Below are 21,076 nucleotides of genomic sequence, written 5' to 3' on the forward strand. Positions count from 1 at the left end.
CAGTAACGTACAATCGACGGCATGACCCGTCGACTCCTCCCTGCCGCCGCGCTCGTGGCAGCGGCATCCCTCGCCCTCGCCGGCTGTGCCGGCACCTCGTCGCCGGCCGCGAGCGGTTCGGACGACGGCAAGATCAGCGTCGTCGCCTCGACGAACGTATACGGCTCGCTGGCCGCCGAGGTCGGCGGCGACGCGGTCGAGGTGACCTCGATCGTGACCTCGCTCGCGCAGGATCCGCACTCGTACGAGGCCTCGGCGCGCGATCAGCTGACGGTGTCGCAGGCCGACCTCGTCATCGAGAACGGCGGCGGCTACGACTCGTTCCTCGACGCACTGGTCGAGGCGAGCGGCAGCACGGCCCCCGTGCTCACGGCGGTCGAGTTCTCGCACGACTTCCCGGGCGCCGAGGGCCACGACGACCACGCCTCGGATGACGGCGACGATCACGCCTCGGATGACAGCGACGGTCACGACCACGATCACGAGGGTCATGACCACATCGAGGGCTTCAACGAGCACGTCTGGTACGACCCGCACACGATCGCGCACCTCGTCGAAGACATCGCGCACGAGCTCGGCGAGCTGGATGCGGCCCAGGCCGAGACCTTCGAGGCGAACGCCCAGGCGCTCATCGAGCGGATCAACGGCCTCGAGACGTCGCTCGAGACGATCTCCGCGGCGCACCAGGGCGAGAAGATCTTCGTGACCGAGCCGGTTCCGCTGTACCTCGCAGCGGCCGCCGGCCTCGAGAACGCAACTCCGGCAGCGTTCAGCGAGGCCGTCGAGGAGGGGCAGGACGTGCCTCCCGCGACGCTCCTCGAGGCGCAGCAGATCCTGCGCTCGGGCGACGTCCGGATCGTGATCGTCAACGCCCAGACGGGCGGCGCCGAGACGACGGAGATCACGAAGCTCGCCGACGAGCTGAACATCCCCGTGCTGGAGTTCACCGAGCTGATGCCCGACGGTGTCGACTACGTCGGCTGGATGCAGCAGAACATCGACGAGATCTCGGGCGCGCTCGCGGGCTGACCCGCCTTCGAGATTCCGCTCAGTCCGCCGTCGGGGCCTCGCCCTGGCGGCGGACGAGTGCGTTCAGGAGGGCCTGCTGCTCGTCTGCGGATGTGCGGGCCGCCGAGACGTTCTCGTTCTCGACGGCGGCGACGATCTCGGCGCGCTGGATGCGGGTCGACCGCGGTGCGTCGATGCCGAGCCGGATGCTGTCGCCCTTGACCTCGAGCACCGTGAGCTCGATGTCGTCGCCGATGAGCACCTTCTCACCGACCCGTCTCGTCAACACCAGCACTCGATCACCCTACTTTCCGGACGCCGTCCGCGCGCCTCGCGCTCGACGCGAGTCTCATGCGGTCGCGATGGCGTGCGCGTCGCCGATGCTGTCCCGGACCACGCCTACCGTGTCGATCGCGAGGCCCCCGGCCGTCGCCTCCGTGTACGACAGCACCGGCAGCCCGTCGGTCTGCGACGAGATGAGGCGCCGCACGGCCGAGCGCAGCGACGGGGCGCACACGAGCACCGGCTCGGGTCCGGGGCCCGCCGCCTCCAGCGCCGCGCGCGTCGACGCGACGACCGCCTCGAGCCGGTGCGGGTCGAGCGCGATGTGCGGGCCGTCCTCGCTCGGCCGCATCGCTTCGAGCATCGACTGCTCGAGCAGCGGGTCGATCATCACGATGCGCAGCCGCCCCTGCTCGGCGAAGCGCGTCGCCACGGCGGGCCCGAGCGCAAGACGTGCGGCCTCGATCAGGGCGTCGGGTTCGGTCGTCGTCTTGGCGCGCAGCGCGAGCGCCTCGTAGATCCGGGTCAGGTCGTTGATCGGGATGCGTTCGGCGAGCAGACCCTGCAGCACGCGCTGCACCTCGGCCAGCGATAGCAGCGCCGGTGTGAGCTCCTCGACCGCTGCGGGGCTCGACTGCCGCAGCGTCTCGGTGAGCTGGCGGACGTCCTCGCGGCTGAGAAGCCGCGCGGCGTGAGCCTGGATGACCGAGGAGAGGTGCGTGATGATGACGCTCGCGCGGTCGACGACCGTCGCTCCCGCAAGTTCCGCGCTGTGCCGCATCTCGAGCGGAACCCACTTGCCGTCGATGCCGAACACGGGGTCGGGCGACGCCCGCCCGGGCAGGGTCTCCAGCCCCGAGCCCAGGGCGAGGAGCGAGGCCCGGGGTGCGACGCCCCGGCCCGCCTCGATGCCGGCGACCCGGATGACGTAGGTCGAGGGCGGCAGCTCGATGCTGTCGCGCGTGCGGACGGGCGGAACGATGAGCCCGAGCTCGAGAGCGGTCTTGCGTCGCAGCGCCCGCACGCGTCCGAGCAGGTCGTCGGGGCCGCCGGTGACGAGGTCGACGATGTCGGGAGCGAGCAGGATCTCGAGCGCATGCACCCGCATCCGCTCGGCCAGTTCCTCGGGGGTGTCGACGGCGCCGCGCGGATCGACGGCCGGGGCGTCCTCGGCAGCCTGCGTCTGCTCGCGTCGGCCGACCCGCTGCGCGATGAGGAGCAGGGTGGCGCCGATGACGAGGAACGGCAGCATCGGCATGCCGGGGATGAACGACATCACGATCGCCGCGCCACCCGCGATCGACAGGGCGTTGCGCGACTGCGTCAGCTGCGCCGCGGCGGCCGATCCCATGTCGGATTCCGCTCCCGAGCGCGTGACGATCATGCCCGTCGCGACCGCCATGAGCAGCGCGGGGATCTGCGTGACGAGGCCGTCGCCGATCGTGAGGAGGGCGTAGGTGTTGAGGGCCTCGCCCGCCTCCATGCCCTTCGAGAGCATGCCGATCGCGACGCCGCCGACGAGGTTGATGATGATGATCACGAGGCCGGCGATCGCGTCGCCCTTGACGAACTTCGAGGCGCCGTCCATCGCGCCGTAGAAGTCCGCCTCGGCGGCGATCTCGGCGCGCCTGCGCCGCGCTTCGGCATCGCTGATGAGGCCGGCGTTGAGGTCGGCGTCGATCGCCATCTGCTTGCCGGGCATGGCATCGAGGGTGAAGCGGGCGCCGACCTCGGCGACGCGCTCGGCGCCCTTCGTCACGACGACGAACTGGATGACGATGAGGATCAGGAAGACCACGATGCCGATGACGAGCGATCCGCCCACGGCGATCGCGGCGAACGCGTCGATGACCTGTCCCGCGTGCGCCTCGCCCAGCACGAGCTTCGTCGAGGCGACGTTCAGGCCGAGCCGGAACAGCGTCGCCACCAGCAGCAGCGAGGGGAAGACCGCGAAATCGAGCGGCCGCCTCACGAACATCGCCGTCAGCAGGATGAGCAGAGCGAACAGGATGTTGGTGATGATGAGGACGTCGAGGATCGGCGGCGGCACCGGCACGATCAGCAGCATGATGATGCCGACGACCCCCATCGGCACCAGCGACCTTCTCAGGATGTTCATCGGGGTGCCTTCCTCTCGGGAACGGTGTGGACGCCGCGTGCCGCGCCGCGGCGCTTGAGCCCGTCGACGAAGACGAGCACGCGGGCGACGGCGGTGTAGAGATCGCCGGGGATCTCCTGGCCGAGCTGGCAGGCGCCGTGCAGGGCACGGGCGAGCGGGATGTCGCGCACGAGCGGGACGCCGGCCTCGTGCGCCCGGTCGCGGATGCGTTCGGCGATGAGGCCCTGCCCCTTCGCGACGACCCGCGGCGCCGACTTGCCGGGCTCGTAGCGGAGCGCGACGGCGATGTGCGTGGGGTTCACGAGCACGACATCCGCATCTCCGACGGCGGCGATCATGCGGTTTCGGCTCATCGCCATCTGCCGGGCGCGGCGCTGGCTGCGGATGAGCGGGTCGCCCTCGGAGTTCTTGTGCTCGTCGCGCGCTTCCTTCTTCGTGACGCGGGTGTGCTTGCGGTTGCGGCGCATGACGACGAGGACGTCGACCGCGGCCAGCAGGACGCCGACGGCGACGGCGGTGATGAGCAGCGCGGTCACGACGTTCGAGGCGATCTCGAGCAGCCGGGTGATCGGGTGGGCGCCGCTCATCGTGAGAACGGGCATGAGCCCGGCGACGACGAACCACAGGGCGAGGCCGATCGCGGCGGTCTTGAGCAGCGCCTTCGCGCCTTCCCAGAGCGCCTGCAGGCCGAACAGCCGCTTGACGCCGTTCAGCACGTTGAACTGCTCGAACCGCGCCGGAACGCCGCGCAGATGGACGCCGCCCTGGGCGACCGACCCGACGATCGCGACGATCGCGACGGCGAGCAGTGCCGTGCCCAGGATGGCCGGGATGCCGCCGAGCGCCGACGACAGGACGGCGACGGCGTGCTCGGGGTCGGGGTTGCGGATGACGGCGGCGATCTCGACGAACTGCGCCGCCCCGGCATCCGCACCCGCCCCGATCATGGCGGGGAGGACCAGTGCGACGGTGCCGATCGCGAGCCAGGCGGACAGGTCCTGGCTGCGCGAGAGCTTGCCCTTGCGGTGGGCCTCGCGCAGCTGCCGGCGGCTGGCCTGCTCGGTGCGTTCCCCGCTGTCGCTGCTCATGACGCGCCGCCGTTCATCGGGTTCCGCCGATCAGCAGGCCCGTCGCCTGGTCGGTGAGGGCCCCGACGACGGCGGGCAGGGCGAGGATGACGCTGCCGGCGAGGAGGAACGTCAGGATGATCTTCAGCGGGAAGCCGAGCGCGAACGCGTTGAGGGCGGGGGCGACGCGGCTGACGAGCCCGAGCGCGATGTCGGCGAGGAAGAGGACGAGCAGCAGGGGACCGGCGATCTGCAGCGCGGCGACGAGCAGCTGCGACGCGGTGTCGACCAGCAGCTCGACCGGGCGGGCGAGGTCGAGCACCCCATCGACGGGGATCGCCGTGAAGCTCCGGGCGAGCCCCGCGAGGATGAGCTGGTAGCCGTTGCTCGCGAAGAGCAGGGCGAGGGCGATCATCTGGAACAGGCGCGTGAACTGGGCGCCGTTGACGTTCATCTGCGGATCGAAGGCCTGCGCGAGCTGGAAGCCGCCGAAGACGTCGATCAGGCCGCCGGCCGACTGCACGACCGCGAAGCACGTCATCACGAGGAACCCGAGCAGCGCCCCCGTGACGACCTGAGCGGTCAGGGCGAGGAAGAACGCGCCGGTGTCGAGGCTCTGGTAGCCCGGCGCCACCGTGCCGCTGAGGGCGAGGGCGACGCCGATCGCGACCATCGCCTTGATGCGGGCGGGGAAGGCGCCGTACGAGAACGGCGGGGCCGTGAAGACGAAGGCGGTCGTGCGGACCGCGGCCAGTCCCGTGGCCTCGATCCAGGCGAAGTCGAGCAGCAGCTGCATCTCAACCGCCCGAGAGCAGGTGCGGGATGCGGTCGAACATGGTGTGGGTGAAGGCGATCGCCTCCGCGATCATCCAGTGCCCGCACACGACGAGGGCGATCGCGACGGCGACGGCCTTCGGCACGAACGAGAGCGTGACCTCCTGGATCTGCGTGATCGATTGCAGGAGCGAGATGGCGAAGCCGACCACGAGTGCCGTGATCAGCAGCGGGGCGGCCAGCTTCGCGGCGAGCACGACGCCCTCCATGCCGATGTCGAGGACCGCTTCAGGGTTCACGCGTGCCCCCGGTCATCCGCCCGCTCCGTAGCTCTCCATGAGGGTGCGGAGGATGAGCCCCCACCCGTCGACGAGCACGAACAGCAGGATCTTGAAGGGCAGCGAGATCATCACCGGCGGGAGCATCATCATGCCCATCGACATCAGCGCCGCCGCGACGACGAGGTCGATCACGAGGAACGGCACGAAGATGACGAAGCCGATGATGAAGGCCGCGCGCAGTTCGGAGATCATGAACGCGGGAATGAGGGTGATCATGGGGACGCTCGCCGGATCCTGGGGATTCTCGGCCCCCGCGAACCGGGTCATCAGCGCGAGGTCCTCTTCGCGCGTGAACGACAGCATCCAGGTGCGCAACGGGTCGGCACCGACGCCGACCGCGTCGGTGAACGTCAGGGAGCCGTCGACGTAGGGCTGAACGGCGACCGTGTTGATCTCGGTCAGCACCGGCCACATCACGAACAGGGTCAGGAACAGGGCGAGGCCCGCGAGCACCTGGTTGGGCGGGATCGTGGGCAGGGAGAGCGCGTTCCGGGTCATCGCCAGCACGACGAAGATCTTCGTGAACGACGACATCATCAGCAGCAGCGCCGGGGCGACCGACAGCAGAGTGATGCCGATGAGCGTCAGCACCGACGACGAGGGCGTGCCGTCGATGCCGTTGATGTCGACCGAGATGCCGCCGTTCGGCGGGGGTGTCGAGGCGGCGACGAGCACGAGCGCGCCGAGCGCGCCGCCGGAGATCACGCGCCCAGGGCCCGGCGCAGCACCTGTGCGGCATCGCGCGCGGTCATGGTCGCCGGGCGGGTGGTGCGGGCGGTGCGTGCAGTGCGTTCGGCGCGGGCCTGCGCGCGGAGCAGGGGCACGGGCGGTGCGAGAGGCTCGTCGCCCGCGACATCCCGGAGAGCCGGGCGGCCCGCGCCGTCGCCGTGTGCAGCATCCGCCGTCGCGGGGTGCCCCGTCGTGGTGTCGGGCGTCGGGTCGATCCGGTCGAGCATCGACACCCCGCCCTCGGTGATGCCGAGCACGTAACGGGCCCCGTCGATCTCGACCACGGCGACCTGGGCCTTCGGCCCGATGCCGCGCTTGGCGACGACGGTGATGTCGGCGACGGCATCCGAGCGCGCCGGTCTGGGGCCGCGCGCACGGCTCGTGCGCGACCCCGCGGCGCTGCCGCGCGAGAAGCGACGCTGCAGCACCCACACGATCGCCAGCACGACGCCGAGGGAGACGACGACGCGCAGCGCGAGCAGCAGATCGTCGATGTCAGGCCTCCGCGTTCTCGATGATGCGCGTGATGCGAACCGCGTAGTCCTGGTCGACGACGACGATCTCGCCGTGGGCGATGAGCCGTCCGTTGAGCTTCACGTCGGCGGGGGCGCCGGCTGAGCGGTCGAGCTCGATGATGCGGCCCGGCTCGAGGTCGAGCACGTCGCGGACGGTCATGCGCGTGCGGCCGACCTCGACGGTCAGCTCCATCTCGACGCCCGCGATGCGCTGCAGGCGGCGCGGCGAGGCGGCGGCGGGATGCGACACGCGGACCGCGAGACGCCCGATGACCCGGGCATCCTCGTCGACGAGGTCGAACACCTGCGCGGCGGGGTGGGCGAACAGCGACGAGGCGTCGCCGATGCTCGCCTCGCCGAGCACGCTCGGCCCGAACGCCGTCGCCGCGGCGTCGAGCGCGTCTCGGAGTCGTTCGGACAGCGGCAGGCCGGCGTCCGCGCCGACGAGAGCCGACTCGTCGAGCACCACGACCGCGAGGGCCGCGCTCGTGTCGCCGACCGACGAGACGATGACCGCGTCGCCGGTCTCGCCCGCGCTCGTCCCGGGGCGGGCGGTGATGCGCGACGCGGTCGGCAGGCGGTCGGCGAACGCCGCCGCGGCTGCGGCCTCGTGGGTGGTGGTGCTGGTCATGGCGACTCCTCTGACAGCGCGGGGGAGAGATCGGATGCCGTCACGACGCACGCGAGGCGTGCGCCGTGCGACCCCACGGCGGCGGATGCGACGACGTGCTCGTCGACGGCGAGATCGAGGGGACGGTCGGCGGCGTGCGCGAGCGAGATGACGTCGCCGACGGCGAGGTCGAGCACTTCGGCGGGGCGGACGGCGCGCGGTGCGAGTCGCAGCGTCACCTCGACGGGCGTCTGCTCGATGTGCCGGCGGACGAGACCCGGGTCGTTCGTGGCGCGCGGCGCCGAGGCGCTGTCGGACAGGCGCTCGAGCAGCGTCGCGGCGGGGAGGGCGATCGTCGCCGTCTCGGTGCGGTCGGCCAGGCGCATCGAGAACCGGGCCACGACGACGAGGTCCTGGCCGCCGACGACCTGGGCGAAGGCCGCGTTGTACTGCACCGCGCCGACGCTCAGCTCGCGAGGCAGGAGGGATCCGAGGGCGGTGCGGAGGTGGCCGAGGGTCTCGTCCATGAGCGACCGGATGAGCGCCTGCTCGATCGCCGTGAGGGCGCGGGCCTCGGGCCGCTGCGAGCCGTCCCCGCCGAGCATCTTCACGATCCACGACAGCGCCGACGGCAGCGGGAACTCGATGACCGCGCGATCGTCCGAGCTCGCGTCGGAGCACAGCACGAGCGTCGTCGTCGGCGGGACCGTGGCGACGTACTCGTCGTAGGTCTCGAGGCTCACGCGTTCGAGGGCGATGTGCGCTCGCACCCGCGCCTTCGCGGCGAGGAGCATCGCCCACTGGCGCGCGAAGGCGTCGAAGGCCCCCGCCAGGGCGCGCGTGTGCTCGCGGGACAGCGCCGCGGGTCGCCCGAAGTCGTAGCGTTCCGGGGCCGCGGTTGCGGCATCCTCGGTTCGCACGCTCGGGGCGGTCGGCACGGTCTGCACGGCGGGGACTATCGGTCGCGTCGCGCGTCTGGTTAGCCCCGCGCTTCGCGGGGTGGGGTGGGGTGGGGGTGGGTTTGGGTTGGGGGTGGACGCGGGCTCTGGGTTGGGTTGGCAGCTTGTACCCAGTCGGGGCTGGGGATGGGGCGGGGTCTGCCAAGTGAGACCCCGAGGCACCGCGGGTTGGCTCGGTTTGGCAGTCTGCGCCCAGTCGGGGCTGAGGATGGGGCGGGGATCTGCCAAGTGAGACCCCGAGGCACCGCGGGTTGGCGCGGGTTGGCTCGGGTTGGCAGTCTGCGCCCAGTCGGGGCTGGGGATGGGGCGAGGTCTGCCAAGTGAGCCCCCGAGGCACCGCGGGTTGGCGCGGGTTGGCAGCTTGTGCCCAGTCGGGGCTGGGGATGGGGCGAGGTCTGCCAAGTGAGCCCCCGAGGCACCGCGGGTTGGCGCGGGTTGGCAGCTTGTGCCCAGTCGGGGCTGGGGATGGGGCGAAATCTGCCAGGTGAGGCCTGGGGTGGACGCGGGCTCTGGGTTGGGTTGGCAGCTTGTACCCAGTCGGGGCTGGGGATGGGGCGGGGTCTGCCAAGTGAGACCCCGAGGCACCGCGGGTTGGGTCGGGTTGGCAGTCTGCGCCCACTCAGCCCGAGCGAGGGGACGCGTTCTGCCAGGTGAAGGTCGTGCCGGGGAGTCAGCCGTCGGCGGCGGCGAGCGCGGGGAGCTCGCCTCGCACCTGGGCGTCGGCGTCCGAGAGCACGACGATGTCGACGCGGCGGTTCTGCGCGAGGGCCTCGGCGCTCGATCCCTCGGCGAGCGGTCGCGACGAGCCGAACCCCACGGAGCTGATGCGCTCGCGCGCGACCCCGCGTGCATCGACGAGGTAGCCGAGCACGCCGTTGGCCCGCGCGGTGGAGAGCTCCCAGTTGTCGGCGAAGGGCGCGATGGCGGGGCGGGCGTCGGCGTGGCCCTCGACCGAGATGAGGTGCGCGTCGGCGGCGAGCACGGCTCCCGCGGCGTCGAGCACGGCCCGGGCGCGGTCGCTCAGGTCGGTGCTGTTGGTGTCGAAGAACGTCTCGGCGCTGACGAGACCGATCGTGAGGCCCCGGTCGTCGATCGTGAAGGTCGCGGCGTCGCCCAGGCCCTGCTCGGCGAGAGCGCCCTCGAGGCGTGAGCGCAGGTCGTCGAGCGAGCTGTACTCCTGCTCGGCCGGAGTCGGAGCGGTCGGCGTCTCGACGAACCCCTCGCCCTCCTCCTCGACCAGCTCGGGTGGTACGACGACGCCCTCCGAGACGTCGCGGGTGTCGGAGATCTCCGAACCGAACCCGGTCGCGAGCGAGGCGCGCAGCTGCTCGAACTTCTCCTGGTCGACGTTGGACATCGCGAACATGACGATGAACATGCACATCATCACCGTGATCATGTCGAGGTACGACGCCATCCAGCGCTCGTCGGGGCCCTCGTGCGAGGACTCCATGACGCGGCGGCGACGCGGCGCGCTCATACCCCGGCGTCCGCTGGCTCGTCGGCCGCCGCCTTCGCCCGACCGCGCCCGGGCTTGGTCTCGGGTGCGAGAGCCCGCAGTCGCTCGGCGACGAGCATCGGCGGGTTGCCCGCCTGGACGGCGAGCATCCCCTCGGTCACGAGCGTCATGCGGTCGACCTCGATCTCGGCGAGGCGCTGCAGCCGCGTGCCGATCGGCAGCCAGATGAAGTTCGCCGACAGCAGGCCCCACAGGGTCGCGACGAACGCGGCGGCGATGAGGGGCCCGAGCTGGTCGGGCTTGTCGAGGTACTCGAGCACGTGGGTGAGCGAGACGACCGTGCCGACGATGCCGACCGTCGGGGCGTACCCGCCGAGGGCGGAGTAGAAGCGCGAGGCCGTGCGGCGCTCCGCGGCGACGGTGGCGACGCGGTCCTCGAGCACGACCCGCAGGTCTTCGGCATCCGTTCCGTCGGCGATGCTCTGCAGGGCGTGGCGCAGCAGCGGATCCTTCTCGTCGGCCACGGCGCTCTCGAGGGCGAGCAGACCCTCGGCGCGTGCCTTCTCGGCGTAGCCCACGACGGTGTCGATGAGCGCCTCGGTCGATCCCTTGATGCCGACGAAGGCCCGCGGCAGGGCGCGCACCGCCCCCGCGGCATCGCGCAGCGTGCCGCCGGCGATGCCGATCGCGATCGTCGCGCCGAAGACCAGCACCATGGGCGCAGGCAGCAGCAGGGCGTTGAGGCTGGCACCCTCGAGCTGGATCATCGCCCACAGGCCGCCGAACGCCAGCAGGATGCCGATGAGGAGTGACGGGTCCATCAGCGCTCGCCCTCCGGTGCGATGGCCGGTGCGGTGGCCGATGCGGGCGCGGTGGCGGATGCCGCGGCATGGCCGAGGGCCGTCGCGAGCACGCGGGCGCGGAACTCGACGATGCTCTGGATGACGGCATCCATCGTCTCGGCAACCACGAACGTCGCCCCATCGACCAGCGTGAGCGTCGTGTCGGGGCTCGCCTGGATGCGTTCGACGAGGTCGGGGTTCACGGCGAACCGGTGACGGTTCAGTCGTGTCAGAACGATCATGTCGCCCTTCTCGTCGGTCGGCGCGCGGGGGAACGAGCTGTCGCGGGTACGACGGCTCCGAGGGGACTGTCGGCAGGACGCGGCGGTCGGTTAGCGTTGCGCCCGTGTCAGCGTCGTCGCCGCAGCCCCCGTTCTTCCGCCCCGTCGAGCCGCGGGAGATCCCCGACGACGACCACCCGCCCCTCGACATGCCGGCATGGATGGGGCCGCCCTGGCACGTCGCCCCCGTGATCGTGGCGCTCGACCGAGAGGTGGGCCGCTCGCCCGACACGGTCGTGTCGCTGGAACTCGTGCGGGTGTACCGCGAGGGTGTCGTGCTGCGGCTGGCAGTGCGCGTGGCCGAGACCGGCCGGCTCGCGCGGCAACGGATCTGGGGGTACCTCGATCGTGCGCACGGCCGGGGGCAGCTCGATGACCGGTTCGATCCGACGGGCCTGCGCTGGGGCGTCCGCTTCGCCGACGGGCGGACGATCACGACGCAGGACGATTCGCCGTGGGCGCGCGGCGACGTGACCGACGCGCAGGTCGAGGGGCCGGTGCTCGAGGGGCTCGGTCGGCCGCAGGGTCACGCCGACAGCTGGGCGCGCGAGTTCTGGGTCTGGCCGACACCCCCGGTGCCGACGTTCGAGGTCGGCGTCGAGTGGCCGGCCCGCGGCATCCCCGAGACGGTGACGGCGCTCGACGCCGCTGCGCTTCGTAACGCAGCTGCGCGAGCGCACCCGCTGTGGCCCTGACCGGCCGCGCGCGCAGCTCCTCAGAAACCGGCGCGCTCGGTGCCGCGCGGGCCGCGAGGCCGTACCCGCAGGAAATCTGAGGAGTTGCGGGCCGCGCCCGCGCTCAGCGCTTGAGGTTGGTCAGCTCCTGCAGCACCTCGTCGCTCGTGGTGATGATGCGGGCGTTCGCCTGGAATCCGCGCTGCGCGACGATGAGGTTCGTGAACTCCTGCGAGAGGTCGACGTTCGACATCTCCAGCGCCCCGCTGACGAGCCCGCCGCGGTCGTCGGTGCCCGCCGTGCCGACGTCGGCCGCGCCCGAGTTGGCGCCGGCGCGGTACTGCGACGACCCGGCCTTCTCGAGCCCCTCGGGATTGTCGAAGGATGCGAGGGCGATCTGAGCGAGCACCGATGTCGCTCCGTTGCTGAAGGCGCCGACGAGGCTGCCGTCGGCCGACAGCGTGTACGACACGAGGCTTCCGGGCGCGCGCCCGTCCTGACCGCCGAGCTTGACGGTGCTGAGGTCGGCGTAGCCGGTGATGGCCGAGAGGTCGACCGCGACCCCACCCGAGGTGATCGTCGCGGGCGTCGTCGTCAGGCGTCCGTCGGTGAAGGCGAGCTGCGTCGTCGCGGTGCCGTCGGTGACGTCCCAGCCGCCCGCGGTCCGGGTGAAGGTGAGTGCGAGCTGGCGGGACTCGCCCTGAGCGTCGTAGACGGTGACGTCGCGGACGAGCTTCTCACCGACCGCGGAGCCCGAGGGCAGGTTGCCCGTCACCGCGGCGGTCGTCGTCGCGCGCCCGGGCGAGGTGGCGCCCACCGGAAGCGCGATGTTGCCGACCGGCCCGCCCGTCGGCACGACACCGTCGACGGCGCTCCAGCCCTGCACGAGCGCGCCGTCCTTCGTGGTCAGTCGACCCGCGGAGTCGAAGCCGAACGAGCCGTTGCGCGTGTACAGCGTCTCGGCGCCGTTGCGGACGACGAAGAAGCCGTCGCCCGCGATCATGAGGTCGGTGGGCACGCCGGTGGCCTGCTGCGATCCCTGCGTGAAGTTCGTGCGGACCGCCGCGACCTGGGTGCCGAGGCCGACCTGAGCGGCGTTCGTGCCGCCGGCTCCGGCCTGCGCGGCACGGGAGTTCTGGACGATCTGCGACAGCGTGTCCTGGAACTGCACCGAGCCCGCCTTGAACCCGACGGTGTTGACGTTGGCGATGTTGTTGCCCGTGACATCGAGCATGGTCTGGTGCGAGCGGAGGCCGGAGATGCCGGCGTAGAGCGAGCGGAGCATGGAGTGTCCTTCGGTGTGGGGCTGGCGTGGTGGTGGGGGTTGCCGGAGTGGCCGTGGTTCAGGATGCGGATGCCGCGGGCGGCGCGGCATCCGACACCGCGATGCCCGAGACGACGTCGAGCGGAACCGCCGTGCCGCCGATCGTCACGAGCGGCACGCCCTTCTCGAACGACACCTGCGTCACGCGACCGCTGCGAGTCGTGCCGTCGGCGTCGACGTACGAGGCCTGCTGGCCGACGAGCGCGGCGGCGGTCTGGCGCATCGTGAGGGCGAAGTGCTCCGACGAGGTCGTGGTGAGCGCGACGAGCTGTTCCATCATGGCGAGCTGCGTCGTCTGCGCCATCATCTCGTTGGTATCGAGCGGAGAGCTCGGGTCCTGGTTCTTCATCTGCGCGACGAGCAGCTGCAGGAAGACCTCGGAATCGAGGGTCTGCTTCGGCGCGGGAGGGGCGGATGCCGCGGGCGTGGCACCCACGACACCGACGGGCGGAACGCTGGTCATGGTGATTCTCCGATTCAGGCGTAGAGGTCGATGCGACCGGCCTCGAGGGGCGCGGGGCGGGCTGGGTCGTGCGGGAGTTCGGCGGGAACAGCGGGCGCATGACCGGGACGCCCGCCGCGACCCGGGTCGTCGGGGGTCTGCTGCGGCGTTCGGTCGGACGCGCCCCCGTCCGAGGTCTGGCCGGCCGTCCCGCCTGCTCCTCCGGCGTGCTGGGCCGGAGGCGGAAGCGTCGACGCCCGTGACGGATCGTCACCCGGGGTCAGGCTCACGGACGAGAACGGCGCGAGCACGGCGAGCTCGCGGCGCAGATCTCCGAGGACCGCCCGGATCGCGTCGTGTGCCGCCGCCGTGCCGGAGGTCAGCTCGACGGTGACGGACGACCCGGAGATGTGCGCCGTGACGGTGATCGGCCCGAGGCTTTCGGGCGATACCCGCAGCACCATCGTGTGCCGGCCCGGCTCGGCCGCCACGAGGGAGAGGACGGGGCTGCGCAGCTGGGGCGCGAGGGGCGGCGTGGCCGGCGCGCTGCTCGGCGCGGGCGACGCCGATGCGATCGTTGCCGGGGGCGGCAGGGGAGCAGCCGGTGCGGACGCGGGGTGCGGCAGCAGTGCGGATGCTGGTGCGGATGCAGGTGCGGATGCTGCGCCGCCCTGGCTCGTCGCAGCCGTCGACGACGGCGTGACCAGCGCTTCGGCTCGCGGGCCGTGCGGCTTCTCGAACGTGTCGGCAGCCTCCCGCGCGGCCGTGAACCCCGCGGTGCTCCCGAACCCCGCGGTGCTCCAGGGCCCCCCTGTGCCCGTGGCGTCCGGACGCCCGGCTGTAGCCGTTGTCGCCTCCCCGGCCGGTATCGGCCGCGCCATCACCGTCGCCGCCGGCCCGGTCACCGTCGCCGCTGTCACTGTCGTCGCCGAAGCTTCGGTCGCTGGCGTCACGGTCGCCTCGGGCACGGTCGCTGGCGTCACGGTCGCTTCGGGCGCGGTCGCTTCCGCCGCGGTCGCTTCGGGCACGGTCGCTTCCGTCGCGGTCGCCGTCACGGGACCGGTGACCGAGAGTCCGGCAGCGCCCGCCGCGGCCCCGCCCGGGTCGACCCCGTCGCCCGAGTCGACCCCATGAACCGAGACCCCGCCGCCCGAGACCCCGCCGCCCGAGACCCCGCCGCCCGAGACCCCGCCGCCCGACACCCCGAGCCCGGCGAGGCTCCCCGCGCCGGCGCTCACAGTGGCGGGCAGTGCGGTCGCGTCATCCGTGACGGCAATACTCCCGTCAGCCGGATTTCCCGCCGCCTCCCCGTCGGGCATACCCGGGCCCTGAGCCGCGGCTTGCCCTGCGCCCGAGTCCGTGCCGGACGCCCCGCGGCCCGCGGAGGCATCCCCACCGGCCACCGGCACACCGTCCACCGGCTCCGCGGCCGCGGCCTGCCCGGCGAGGACGAGGGCGAAGGCGTCCGACGCCGTCGCACCTTCGCCGCCGTCGTCGCCGCCGTTCGGCCCGCCGCCGCCGCGAGGACGCGCGAGCGCGGTCGTCGTTCCGAGTGCGAGGCCCCACATGCTCATGACGCCTCCTCGGGCCGGGGAGAGGTGTCCGACGTGCCCGGCATCCCGTTCGCCGAGCGCAGCGCGATCTCGTCGAGGACGGCCTGCTCGGCGGCGTCCCGTCGCTCCCGCTCGCGCTCGTGGAACGCGTCGGCCAGCCGCTCGATGCCTCGTTCGGCCCGGCGGGCGTCGTCGAGGCGCAGACGAGCTGAGTCGACGTCCGCGCGCTGCGCCCTCCGGAGCGTGTCGAGGTCGGCCAGCAGGCTGCGGGCGGCCACACGACTGGCCGCGAGGGCGGCGAGCGTGCGGATGTCGCCGGGCGTCTCGGCAGACGTGGTCAGGGCCGCGCGCAGCTGCCGATCGCGGGCCTCGGTGCGCTGCTCCTCCATCGCGGCGCGCGAGAGGTGCGCCGCCGCGGCACGCTGCTGGATGCCGCGGATGCGCAGCAGCCCCGCCAGGGGGAACCCCCGCTTCACGAGACGTCTCCGAACGAGGCGACGAGCTCGCCGAGACGGCGCCACGACTCGGCGGCCGGGGACCGACCGTCGAGGTCCTGCCGGAGGAAGGCGTCGATCGCCCGCGCAGAGGCGACGGCGGCGTCGACCCGCGGGTCGGCTCCAGGCTGGTACGCGCCGACGCCGATGAGGTCGTGGGCCTCCTGGCGGGCGGCGAGCACGGCCCGCAGCGTCGTCGCGAGCCGGCGCTGATCCCCGGTCGCGACCTTGCCGGCGAGCCGGGAGACCGATCCGAGCACGTCGATCGCGGGGTGGTGCCCGGTGACGGCGAGCGTCCGGTCGAGCACGAGGTGTCCGTCGAGGATCGAGCGCACGGTGTCGGCGACGGGCTCGTTGTGGTCGTCTCCCTCGACGAGCACGGTGTAGATCCCCGTGATCGACCCGTGCCGATCGGTGCCGGCGCGCTCGAGCAGGCGGGCGAGCACCGGGAACGTCGAGGGCGGGTAGCCGCGCGTCGCGGGCGGTTCGCCGGCCGCGAGCCCGATCTCGCGCTGGGCCATCGCGACGCGGGTGAGCGAGTCCATCATCAGGACGACGTGCTGACCCTCGTCGCGGAACGATTCGGCGATGCGCGTCGCGGTCGACGCCGCGCGCAGGCGCGCCATCGCGGGCTGATCGGAGGTCGAGACGACGACGACCGAGCGGGCGAGACCCGCGGGGCCGAGGTCGTCCTCGAGGAACTCCCGCACCTCGCGGCCGCGCTCGCCGACGAGGGCGATGACGTTGGCCGAGGCCGACGATCCCCGCGCGATCATCGACAGCAGCGACGACTTGCCGACGCCGGACCCGGCGAACAGTCCCACCCGCTGACCGCGGCCGAGCGGGGTGAGCGTGTCGATCGCGCGCACACCTGTGACGAGCGGCTCGGTGATGCGTTCGCGTCCCATCGCCGACGGCGGGGCGTGATCGAGGTCGACCCGTGGCCCGACGAGGGGGCCGCGGCCGTCGATGGGGCGGCCGAGCCCGTCGAGCACGCGCCCGAGCACGGCGGGGCCCACCGGCACGCGGGCTCGACCGGACAGGGCGCGCGCCGCGTCGCCGACGCGCAGTCCGTCGGTGACCCCGAGCGGCATGCAGCGCAGGATGCCGCGGTCCGCAGCGACGACCTCCGCGGGCACGCCGGCCGTGCCGCGATCGGTCGTCCCGCCGAGCTCGATCAGGTCGCCGACCGCTCCGTGCACGCCGCGGATGTCGACGCCGAGGCCGACGATCCGCGAAACGGTCCCGGTCCGCAGCGGGCGCGCGGCCTCGACGACCGCCGGCCAGCCCCCGCTCATGCGCTCTCCTCGAGCGCCCGGCGGGCCCGCGCGAACGCGGCGGCGATCCGCAGGTCGATCGCGCCGTCGGCCAGACGGATCGTCGCGTCGCCCGGCGCGAGCCCCGGGTCGACCTCGACCTCGACCGATCGTGGCAGCGTCTCGGTGAGGGCCGAGGCGACGACGTCGGCGTCGGCGGCGGAGAGCCGGACGACCGGCACCGCGGCACCATCGCCATCGGGCACCGCGTTCTCGACCCGAGCCGCCGTCGTGAGCGCCGCGCGCACGGGATCGGACAGCTCGCGCTCGACGATGGCCTCCGCCAGCTCGATCGCCATCGCATGAAGCTCGGCCACGACGGGCGCCGTCAGCTCGGCCGCGCGCGCGTCGAACCGGGCGGCCGCGCGTTCGAGCGCCGCGACGGCGGCAGCCACGCGCGCCCGGGCGGCTGCGTCCGCCGCCTGCTCGCGTTCGGCCCGTTCCGCTGCGTCGCGCTCGGCGTGGGCTGCGGCCAGCCGCATCCCTTCGGCGTACCCGGCGGCGTGACCGCGGGCGCGGGCGCGGTCGCGCTCCTGGGTGAGCGGCGGACCCGACAGGCGCGGGATCTCGAGGCGGGTGAAGGCGTCAGACGACATACTCCTCCTCGACCCGTTGCACCCGGATGTCGCCGGCGGCCTCGAGCTCGCGGATCGTCCGGACGATCGCCGCACGCGCCTCTTCGACCTGCGAGACGCGCACGGTGCCGAGCAGACGCGACTCCTCCTGCAGCGCCTCGCGGTTGCGTTCGGTCATGTTCCGGAGGATCACATCGGCGACGGGACCCGACGAGCCCTTCAGCGCGAGGGCGAGCACGCGGACGTCGATGCCGCGCAGGACGCGCTGGGCGTCGCGGTCGTCGAGCACGACGATGTCGGCGAAGGTGAACATGCGCGAGCGGATATCTTCGGCCAGGGCGCTGTCGCGGGCCTCGATGCTCGCGAGCAGGGCCTTCTCGACGGTCGCGTCGGAGCGGTTGATGATGTCGACCAGGGGCTGGACGCCCCCGAGGGTCTCGCGGGCGTCGCGCGTGGTCAGTGCGCCCGAGCGCGCACGCAGCGCGGTGGCGACGACGGCCACGGCATCCTGCGACGCGGTGCCCATCGTCGCGATCGCCTGCGCGACGTCGGTGCGGGCGGGATCGGCGATCTCGGCCAGGACGGCCGCGGCGCGCTCCACCGGCAGGTGCGCGATGACGAGCGCGACGGTCTGGGGCAGTTCGCCGTCGAGGATGCTGGCGACCTGGGCCGGCTCGACGGCGGTGAGGAACTCGAACGACGAGCTCGTCATCGACGACGAGACCTTCGTGAGGACCCCCGCGGCCCGCTCGGGACCGAGCGAGGCCTCCAGCAGTCCCGTCGCGAGATCGCGTCCGCCGCGGACGGGCGGCAGGTGTCCGCGCACGACCCGCTGGAAGTCGGTCAGCGCGTCGCGCGTCGTCTCGAGGTCGAGGTCGCGCAGCCGGATGATCTCGGCCGCGATCGCCTCGGCCTCGTCGTCGGAGAGGTGCTTGAGCACCTCGACGGCCTGTGCCCGGTCGAGGTTCATGATGACGACGGCGGCCGTCTGGGTTCCGGTGAGGTCGCTCATGCGTCGGTCGAGTCCCGGACGAGCCGGCGCAGCAGGTCGGCGGTGCGGGCGGGGTCGCGGCGGGCGAAGTCGCCGATCTCGGCGCGGCGGCGGTCGAGGGCCACCTGCACGGGCTCGGGGTCGGGCTCCGGCTCGGGGTCGACCGCCATCGCTGGCAGGGGCACCGTGGGCGCCTCGTCGAGGAGCGGGGTCGCGAGGCCCCGGGTGAGGGCGTCGAACCGGTCGAGCGGCTCGTCGACCGGCGTGAGCGTCATGACCGACTCCGCCTCGGCGGCCGCGCGCCGACGGCGGGCGATCACCAGGCCCGCGATCGTCGCTCCGACGAGTCCGAGCACGACGACGACGGCGATGATCGCCGTGCGGAGCGTCTCGGCCGAGCGCTCGGCCTCCTCCGCCTCGCGAGCCGCGTCGAGGGCGGCCTGGGCGGCCGCGGCGCCCTGATCGCTGAATGCGACGAGCTCGACGGTCACCTGGTCGCCGCGGGCCCGGTCGATGCCGGCGGCCGAGGTCACGAGGGCCTCGAGCTGCGCGACGTCGACGACATCGGTGCCGTCGGCGTTGACCGCGACGGCGACGGTCTGCCGCGCAACGGCGCCCGCCGGGGTCGAGGTGCTCTCGACGGTCTTGTTCACGACGTTCGAGCGGTTGGTCTGCGTCGACTCGTAGGTACCCGCGCCGCCGACGCCGGCGGGAAGCTCGGTGCCCAGAACGCCGGTCTGACCCCCGGTGCCGGTGTAGCTCTCGGTGCTCGACTCCTCGGTGGCCGGCAGCGCGCCCTCGACCGGGGTGTAGGTCTCGTCGACGCGCTCGGTCGCCGCCTGCTGCATCTCGGCGGCGACCGACACCGTCGCGTTGCCGCTGCCGAGCACGGTGTCGAGCATCTGCTGCACGCTGGCGGCCATGCGGGTCTCGTAGGCCCCCGCCTGCTGGTCTGCGTTGCGGGTGGCGTCGCCGCCGATCGCCGAGAGGGTGCGCCCGGCGGCATCCACGACAGCGACGTTCTCGGGCTTCATCCCGCTGACGGCGGCCGAGGTGAGGTGCACGATCGCCTCGACCTGCTCGGGCGGCAGTGCGACTCCGCGGGAGGTCTCGATGAAGACGGATGCCGTGGGCTCGACCTTCTGCGAGACGAACACGCTCTCCTCGGGCAGCGCGAGCTGCACCGAGGCCGTCGTGACGTTCTCGAGGGCGCCGATCGTGCGGGCGAGCTCGCCCTCGATCGCGCGCTTGTAGGTGACCGACTGCTGGAACTCCGAGCTCGTCACGCCCATCTTGTCGAAGAGGGAGTACCCCGACGACTCGGCGCTCGGCAGGCCCGCCGCGGCCGCCGCGAGGCGCTGCTCGTAGACCGCGGTCTCGGGCACGAGCACGGTCGAGCCGCCGTCGGTCAGCTCGTAGGGGATCGAGCCCGAGCGCAGCTGCTCGACCACCGCGCTGGCATCCGAGGCCGACAGGCCCGAGAACAGCGGGGTGAGGGTCGGGCGCGACATCCAGCTCGCCAGGGCGAACACGCCCATTGCGAGCACCGCGATGCCGATGATCGCGATCGTTCGCTGAGCGAGGGTGAACCCGGCGATCGTCGCGCGCAGGCGGGTCCAGAGCGAGGTGACGGCGGCGGGCATCAGGCCTGCATCCGCATGATGTCGTTGAAGGCTTCGACGCCCTTGTTGCGCACGGCGGCGATGAGCTCGAGGGTCACCGACGCGCGCGACGAGGCGATCATCGCGGAGTGGATGTCGTCGAGGTCACCCGTGACGGCCGCGACGGCCAGCTCGTTCGACGTCGACTGCATCGCGCGCAGCTCGTCGACCGCGCCGGTGATGCTCGCGCCGAAGCCGGCGCCGTCTGTCTGCTGCGGCGCTCGGGTGCTCGAGGTGAGGGCGGATGCAGCCGCGCCCAGGGCGTCGATGCCCGACAGCGGCGGCATCAGCGGCGTCCGATCTGCAGCGCGGCCTCGTAGGTCGTCTTCGCGCGGTCGACGACCGCCGCGTTGGCCTGGTAGCCGCGCTGCGCGAGGATCAGGTGGCTCATCTGCTCGCCGAGATCGATGTCGGGGTAGCGGACGTAGCCGTCGGCGTCGGCGAGCGGATTGTTCGGCTCGTGCACGAGCCGGCCCTCCGTGCCGCCCCAGACGGCGCCCGCGACGCGCACGCCGCCGGGATCGCCGGCCGACTCGACCGCGATGTAGCGCTGGCGGAACGCGTCGTCGCCGGGCGCGACCGCGGTGTTGATGTTGGCGATGTTGTCGCTGAGCGCGTCGAGCCAGGTGCGGTGGGCCGTCAGGCCCGACCCGGCGATGCCGATGGCGTCGAAGGTCATGAGGTCCTCATCGCGGTCTGGAGCGAGCTGAAGGTGCCGCCCACGGCTTGTGCCGCGAACTGGTACCGCAGCACCGCCTCGATGTTGGCGAGCGTCTCGGTGTCGAGGTTGACGTTGTTGCCGTTGAGACGGGTGGGGGCGGTCGACTCGCGGACGGTCGCGGTCACGGCGCCGTCGCCGCGTTCGACCGAGCGCGCCAGGGCGCTTTCGAAGCTGACAACCTTGGCCCGGTAGCCGGAGGTGTTGACGTTCGCGATGTTGTCGGCGATGGCGCGCTGGCGCTCGGCGAGGCCCGAGAGGGCGCTCGTGAGCGCGGTGGTGGTCACAGATTCGAGCACGAAGGCGTCTTCCGTCGAACGATGTGGCCGATCCCTGGCCGAT

The 21,076-nt window shown here is 72.6% G+C and carries 25 protein-coding genes; 2 read left to right on the forward strand and 23 right to left on the reverse strand.

What is annotated here, in order from left to right:
- Positions 1 to 21: 21 nt before the first annotated feature.
- Positions 22 to 1,029, forward strand: a complete 1,008-nt coding sequence (locus tag C3481_RS12570; RefSeq protein WP_064955864.1) for a metal ABC transporter solute-binding protein, Zn/Mn family — start codon at positions 22 to 24, stop codon at positions 1,027 to 1,029.
- Positions 1,030 to 1,048: 19 nt separating this feature from the next.
- Here the strand turns inward: C3481_RS12570 and csrA are convergent, their stop codons facing one another.
- From csrA to C3481_RS12630, 12 genes are all read right to left on the reverse strand, one after another.
- Entirely contained in the window at positions 1,049 to 1,297 is a 249-nt protein-coding gene (gene csrA / locus C3481_RS12575) for a carbon storage regulator CsrA (RefSeq protein ID WP_370576215.1), read from the reverse strand.
- A 60-nt stretch (positions 1,298 to 1,357) separates the two neighbouring features.
- Entirely contained in the window at positions 1,358 to 3,409 is a 2,052-nt protein-coding gene (locus tag C3481_RS12580; protein WP_103842628.1) for a flagellar biosynthesis protein FlhA, read from the reverse strand.
- The gene (locus tag C3481_RS12585) at positions 3,406 to 4,497 is read right to left on the reverse strand and encodes a flagellar biosynthesis protein FlhB (RefSeq protein ID WP_023953657.1); all 1,092 of its coding nucleotides are present in this window, start codon (positions 4,495 to 4,497) and stop codon (positions 3,406 to 3,408) included. The genes C3481_RS12580 and C3481_RS12585 overlap by 4 nt, the downstream gene beginning before the upstream one ends.
- 13 nt (positions 4,498 to 4,510) lie before the next feature.
- Positions 4,511 to 5,272 (reverse strand): flagellar biosynthetic protein FliR, encoded by a 762-nt coding sequence (locus C3481_RS12590; RefSeq protein WP_023953658.1) that lies wholly within the window; start codon positions 5,270 to 5,272, stop codon positions 4,511 to 4,513.
- 1 nt (position 5,273) lies between these two features.
- Complete coding sequence (fliQ, locus tag C3481_RS12595; RefSeq protein WP_023953659.1) at positions 5,274 to 5,549, reverse strand: flagellar biosynthesis protein FliQ; 276 nt, start codon at positions 5,547 to 5,549, stop codon at positions 5,274 to 5,276.
- Positions 5,550 to 5,561: 12 nt separating this feature from the next.
- A complete protein-coding gene (fliP, locus tag C3481_RS12600) occupies positions 5,562 to 6,296 on the reverse strand; it encodes a flagellar type III secretion system pore protein FliP (protein ID WP_023953660.1) in 735 nt (244 codons plus the stop codon).
- Entirely contained in the window at positions 6,293 to 6,766 is a 474-nt protein-coding gene (locus tag C3481_RS12605) for a flagellar biosynthetic protein FliO (protein WP_181021928.1), read from the reverse strand. Before C3481_RS12605 ends, fliP begins: the two co-directional genes overlap by 4 nt.
- Before the next feature lie 49 nt (positions 6,767 to 6,815).
- The gene (gene fliN / locus C3481_RS12610; protein ID WP_023953662.1) at positions 6,816 to 7,466 is read right to left on the reverse strand and encodes a flagellar motor switch protein FliN; all 651 of its coding nucleotides are present in this window, start codon (positions 7,464 to 7,466) and stop codon (positions 6,816 to 6,818) included.
- A complete protein-coding gene (locus C3481_RS12615; RefSeq protein WP_083990559.1) occupies positions 7,463 to 8,392 on the reverse strand; it encodes a flagellar motor switch protein FliM in 930 nt (309 codons plus the stop codon). Before C3481_RS12615 ends, fliN begins: the two co-directional genes overlap by 4 nt.
- Before the next feature lie 682 nt (positions 8,393 to 9,074).
- Positions 9,075 to 9,884, reverse strand: a complete 810-nt coding sequence (locus C3481_RS12620; RefSeq protein ID WP_084670382.1) for a flagellar motor protein MotB — start codon at positions 9,882 to 9,884, stop codon at positions 9,075 to 9,077.
- On the reverse strand, positions 9,881 to 10,684 hold the full coding sequence (locus tag C3481_RS12625) for a motility protein A (protein ID WP_023953665.1): 804 nt from the start codon (positions 10,682 to 10,684) through the stop codon (positions 9,881 to 9,883). Before C3481_RS12625 ends, C3481_RS12620 begins: the two co-directional genes overlap by 4 nt.
- Positions 10,684 to 10,947 carry a flagellar FlbD family protein gene (locus tag C3481_RS12630; protein ID WP_064955564.1) on the reverse strand — a complete coding sequence of 88 codons (264 nt, stop codon included), beginning with the start codon at positions 10,945 to 10,947 and terminating at the stop codon, positions 10,684 to 10,686. The genes C3481_RS12625 and C3481_RS12630 overlap by 1 nt, the downstream gene beginning before the upstream one ends.
- Before the next feature lie 104 nt (positions 10,948 to 11,051).
- Between C3481_RS12630 and C3481_RS12635 the strand changes: the two genes are divergently transcribed.
- On the forward strand, positions 11,052 to 11,681 hold the full coding sequence (locus tag C3481_RS12635) for a hypothetical protein (protein ID WP_103842632.1): 630 nt from the start codon (positions 11,052 to 11,054) through the stop codon (positions 11,679 to 11,681).
- A 103-nt stretch (positions 11,682 to 11,784) separates the two neighbouring features.
- Here C3481_RS12635 and C3481_RS12640 read toward each other — a convergent pair whose 3' ends face one another.
- Genes C3481_RS12640 through C3481_RS12690 form a run of 11 tightly spaced genes read right to left on the reverse strand, consistent with a single transcriptional unit; the run spans position 11,785 to position 21,033 of the window.
- Positions 11,785 to 12,945 (reverse strand): flagellar hook protein FlgE, encoded by a 1,161-nt coding sequence (locus C3481_RS12640; RefSeq protein WP_023953668.1) that lies wholly within the window; start codon positions 12,943 to 12,945, stop codon positions 11,785 to 11,787.
- A gap of 58 nt (positions 12,946 to 13,003) precedes the next feature.
- Positions 13,004 to 13,447: a flagellar hook assembly protein FlgD gene (locus tag C3481_RS12645; protein ID WP_036304747.1), complete on the reverse strand. Its 444-nt coding sequence runs from the start codon at positions 13,445 to 13,447 to the stop codon at positions 13,004 to 13,006.
- Between the two features lie 14 nt (positions 13,448 to 13,461).
- On the reverse strand, positions 13,462 to 15,000 hold the full coding sequence (locus C3481_RS16540; RefSeq protein ID WP_181021929.1) for a flagellar hook-length control protein FliK: 1,539 nt from the start codon (positions 14,998 to 15,000) through the stop codon (positions 13,462 to 13,464).
- A complete protein-coding gene (locus C3481_RS12655) occupies positions 14,997 to 15,455 on the reverse strand; it encodes a hypothetical protein (protein ID WP_103842636.1) in 459 nt (152 codons plus the stop codon). The genes C3481_RS16540 and C3481_RS12655 overlap by 4 nt, the downstream gene beginning before the upstream one ends.
- Positions 15,452 to 16,771: a FliI/YscN family ATPase gene (locus tag C3481_RS12660; RefSeq protein ID WP_103842638.1), complete on the reverse strand. Its 1,320-nt coding sequence runs from the start codon at positions 16,769 to 16,771 to the stop codon at positions 15,452 to 15,454. The genes C3481_RS12655 and C3481_RS12660 overlap by 4 nt, the downstream gene beginning before the upstream one ends.
- Positions 16,768 to 17,385, reverse strand: a complete 618-nt coding sequence (locus tag C3481_RS12665; RefSeq protein ID WP_103842640.1) for a FliH/SctL family protein — start codon at positions 17,383 to 17,385, stop codon at positions 16,768 to 16,770. Before C3481_RS12665 ends, C3481_RS12660 begins: the two co-directional genes overlap by 4 nt.
- The gene (gene fliG / locus C3481_RS12670; RefSeq protein ID WP_023953673.1) at positions 17,375 to 18,376 is read right to left on the reverse strand and encodes a flagellar motor switch protein FliG; all 1,002 of its coding nucleotides are present in this window, start codon (positions 18,374 to 18,376) and stop codon (positions 17,375 to 17,377) included. Before fliG ends, C3481_RS12665 begins: the two co-directional genes overlap by 11 nt.
- Complete coding sequence (gene fliF / locus C3481_RS12675; protein ID WP_036304749.1) at positions 18,373 to 19,998, reverse strand: flagellar basal-body MS-ring/collar protein FliF; 1,626 nt, start codon at positions 19,996 to 19,998, stop codon at positions 18,373 to 18,375. Before fliF ends, fliG begins: the two co-directional genes overlap by 4 nt.
- On the reverse strand, positions 19,998 to 20,303 hold the full coding sequence (fliE, locus tag C3481_RS12680) for a flagellar hook-basal body complex protein FliE (protein ID WP_023953674.1): 306 nt from the start codon (positions 20,301 to 20,303) through the stop codon (positions 19,998 to 20,000). Before fliE ends, fliF begins: the two co-directional genes overlap by 1 nt.
- Complete coding sequence (locus C3481_RS12685) at positions 20,303 to 20,695, reverse strand: flagellar basal body rod protein FlgC (protein ID WP_023953675.1); 393 nt, start codon at positions 20,693 to 20,695, stop codon at positions 20,303 to 20,305. The genes fliE and C3481_RS12685 overlap by 1 nt, the downstream gene beginning before the upstream one ends.
- A complete protein-coding gene (locus C3481_RS12690; RefSeq protein ID WP_023953676.1) occupies positions 20,692 to 21,033 on the reverse strand; it encodes a flagellar basal body protein in 342 nt (113 codons plus the stop codon). The genes C3481_RS12685 and C3481_RS12690 overlap by 4 nt, the downstream gene beginning before the upstream one ends.
- Positions 21,034 to 21,076: the final 43 nt, after the last annotated feature.

Source organism: Microbacterium sp. Ru50, from assembly GCF_002920555.1.
GTDB classification, from domain to species: domain Bacteria; phylum Actinomycetota; class Actinomycetes; order Actinomycetales; family Microbacteriaceae; genus Microbacterium; species Microbacterium arborescens.